Here is a 3,709-nt window from a genome sequence, read left to right on the forward strand (position 1 = left end):
TGGCTGCAACTCTACGGTGATACCGACAGGCATAGCCTGCAACAACTTGCCTATAACTTAAAAACGGATCTGATAGCTAACCCTAATATCAGTTCTGTCAACATTTCCGGTTGGCTGGATCCGATGATGGCCATCGAAGTAGATGATGGCAAACTGCAATCCTATGGGCTGACTCTATCGGATGTTGAACAAGCGATAAATGCAGGTTCTTCCAATACGATGACCGCTGTTCTGCGTAATAAAGCGGTTTATCTACAGCTAAAAGCATCTGAACAGGCTTATTTGAAAGAAGATTTTGCCGATATCCCTCTATTAACACTCGCCAATGGTAATCAGTTGCTGCTGGGTGAAGTCGCCAAAATTAATGACACCTATGATGACACCACATCCGTCTTAGCTCGCTTTCAGGGTCGAGACAGCATTGCTTTACAGGTCATAACCACCGGCCTGGATGACATCACTAACACGGTGGAGGCGGCTGAAAAAGTCGCTAAATCATGGCAGGAAGATGGCAAGCTACCCGATAACGTGAAGCTTGAAGCTTGGTATGACCGGAGCGAATCCATACAACAGCGCTTGGAATTATTAGTTAAAAATGCGTTTACCGGCATCGTGATGGTGTTTATCTTGCTGGCATTATTCCTGAATTTGACCGTTGCTTTCTGGGTGGCCATGGGCTTGCCCTTTATTTTCTTTGGCACCCTTTACTTTATGGGGGATGCGTTTATGGGACTGTCCCTCAACGAGTTCACCACGTTTGGCTTTCTATTAGCCTTAGGCATCGTGGTCGATGATGCGGTTGTAGTGGGTGAATCCGTTTACGATGTCAGGTCCAAGGAAGGCGACACCATAGAAAATACGATAAAAGGCACGATGATTGTTGCTGTCCCCACATTATTTGGTGTGTTCACTACAGTTGCTGCGTTTTACGCCCTCTCACAATTAGAAGGCGGTTTAGGCAGACTCTACGCTCAGTTTGCAGCCGTAGTGACTATCTGCCTGATTTTATCGATTATCGAATCCAAATTAATTTTGCCTGCTCACCTGGCTCATCTGAACACACGCCGACAAGTAAGCAAACATGGCTTACTCAAAATCTGGCATAAGATTCAACATACCATGGACAGTGGTTTGCAGTGGTTTAATCAGACCTGCTATCGCCCCACCATCAATTATGCACTTGAACAACGCTATGCGGTGGCGGTGTTATTTATCGCCTTATTTATCTTTGTTATGTCGATGCCCATGACAGGCATGGTGAGAATGAGCTTTTTCCCATCCATCCCAGGCGATACCGTTCGTGCTCAGCTGACCATGCAGAATGATGCGAGCTATGGTCTGACGCATAACGATCTGGCCTTGATGGAACAACTCGCCTACCAGGCCGACAAAGAACTTGGCGGGAATGGTGATATCGCCAATCTGCAGATTTTGTCTTCCAGCGACCAGGCCGGCACTGTCACTGTTGAACTCAAACCCAGTGCGCCTTATGACATTACGACGTTCAGCCGTCATTGGCAGCAACTCGTTGGGACACCTGAAGGCGCCAAAACAGTCAGTGTGAGAACCCGACATGGTCCTGTTGATGATCTGCGAATTGAGTTACGGGCGAATGATGATCAGATTCTGGAAATGGCTGGGAACGAGATTAAACGTACGATAGAAAGCATTCCTGCGATCAGTGGTATAGATGATAATCTCGAACCAGGCCAACCACAGCTACATATGTCGTTAAATCAACAAGGGCGTGCATTAGGCATGACGACAAACGATCTGGCGATACAAATATTACAAGGCTTCAGTGGGCAAGTGGTACAGCGCTATCAGCGCAATAGTGACGAGATAGAAGTCAAAGTACGTTATCCCGAAGATGAGCGTCAGAATGCCGCCGATGTATTAAACTCGCGTGTTAGAACGCCCAATGGTGATGTGGTGCCTTTATCCAGTGTCGCTAATGTCAGCTATGGCTTTACACGGGATTCCATCACTCGTATTGATAAAAAACGAGCCGTTTATATTTCGGCAGATGTGAATAAAGACAGCTTATCTACCACTGAGCTGGTCGCTCAACTACAGAGTAATATGGTGCCTGATCTGGTCAGAAAATATCCTGGATTAGATATCCATTTTGCCGGAGAGGCTGAAGAGCAGGCTGAGACAGAGTCATCGATGGTCCATGTATCATTGATTGCCTTATTAGTTATTTATATGTTGCTAGCAATTCCGCTTCGCTCTTATCTCCAGCCTATGTTGATTATGACCGCGATTCCTTTTGGTATTGTGGGTGCCATTCTAGGACACTGGATGAACGATCTGACCTTGGGCATTTTATCGCTCAACGGCATCATTGCCTTAAGTGGCGTAGTGGTGAATGATAGTTTGTTATTGGTCTCCCGCTTTAACGATATTCGCCACGATTATGATGATATTAAACAAGCCATCAGTATTGCTTGTAGGAGTCGCTTGCGAGCCGTGTTATTAACCTCGGTCACGACTTTTGCCGGATTAATGCCCTTGCTCAGTGAAACATCTCGCCAGGCACAATTTCTAATTCCTGCAGCCGTTTCTTTAGGCTACGGCATTATGTTTGCCACCGTCATCACATTGATTTTGATACCCAGTTTATTACTGATTCAACATGACGTTATACACGTATTTAAGCGAAAAGCTGTCACAAAAGCAGCCGGAGTAAACTAGCCATGTTGCATGTGTTATTAGTCGAAGATGATCTGGATCTGGCAGAAACAGTGATTGATTATCTCAGCCTTGAAAATATTGAATGTGATCATGCCAGCAATGGCCTTGCCGGCTTAGAATTTAGTCAACAACATCAATACGATGTGCTGTTACTGGATTTAAACCTACCCAGAATGGATGGATTGACGGTCTGTGAAAAGTTACGTGAACAAGGCTATGACGTGCCGATTCTTATGCTAACCGCCCGTGATCAGCTCAGTGACAAAATCACAGGGTTTAATGCCGGTACTGACGATTATCTGGTCAAACCATTTGAACTGGATGAACTGATTGTGCGCATTCAAGCCTTATCACGACGTCGTAGTGGCCAAGTACAACGCTTACAGTGTGATGATCTCATCATGGACCTTCAGACAAAAACGGTGACACGTAGTGGACAGAGTTTGAAATTGTCGCCCACTAGCTGGCAGTTATTGGAAGCATTGATGCGCGCTTATCCCGATGTAGTGGCTAAACAAAAGTTGGAAGCGGCTGTCTGGGGCGATACACCACCAGATAGTGATAGCCTGAAAGTGCATATGTTTCACTTAAGAAAAGCTGTTGATGCACCGTTTGAAAAAAATTTAATTCACACCATTCCCGGTCACGGATTTGCCTTAAGAAATGAAACTTAAACTGAGTCTTAAATTTTACATTGCATTAGCCTTCCTCGTTCTGGGGATAACGATAGTGGCAGGATATTCTATGCTCAGTATCCAGTTCTTTTTCAGAGGCATGGATAATATTATTTCAGCCAATATGGAAAATGCTGCAGAAGAGTATGTACGTGCTCAACAGAATAGTCACCAGGCGCCTTATGCTGATGGTTATACCATTACTCGCAGTTGGGAGGCGCAATCTCCTACGATCAAGCAATATTTCAATAAGCCAAAGCGTTATGCAGCTTTGCAGAAACATTACCAACGTGGCGAGACAGGGCGCGGCTCTGGCGTGATGTACTTTCTTATTAAGT

2 protein-coding genes and 1 pseudogene are annotated in these 3,709 nt (G+C 45.3%); all 3 read left to right on the plus strand.

Going from position 1 to position 3,709, the window contains the following annotated elements:
* Positions 1–2,697: efflux RND transporter permease subunit (locus tag B4K20_RS14985; protein ID WP_289283528.1), on the plus strand; the 2,697-nt coding region annotated here is incomplete at its 5' end.
* 2 nt (positions 2,698–2,699) lie between these two features.
* Complete coding sequence (locus B4K20_RS14990; RefSeq protein WP_289283529.1) at positions 2,700–3,371, plus strand: response regulator transcription factor; 672 nt, start codon at positions 2,700–2,702, stop codon at positions 3,369–3,371.
* A 70-nt stretch (positions 3,372–3,441) separates the two neighbouring features.
* A pseudogene (locus B4K20_RS14995) lies at positions 3,442–3,709 on the plus strand (hypothetical protein); the annotation flags it as partial.

Source organism: Methylophaga sp. UBA5088 (assembly GCF_002414625.1).
Taxonomy (GTDB): domain Bacteria; phylum Pseudomonadota; class Gammaproteobacteria; order Nitrosococcales; family Methylophagaceae; genus Methylophaga; species Methylophaga marina.

What these genes read in the sequence shown, in the direction of transcription:
- B4K20_RS14990 (WP_289283529.1), top strand. Translation starts at nt 2,700, where the DNA reads ATGTTGCATGTGTTATTAGTCGAAGATGATCTGGATCTGGCAGAAACA.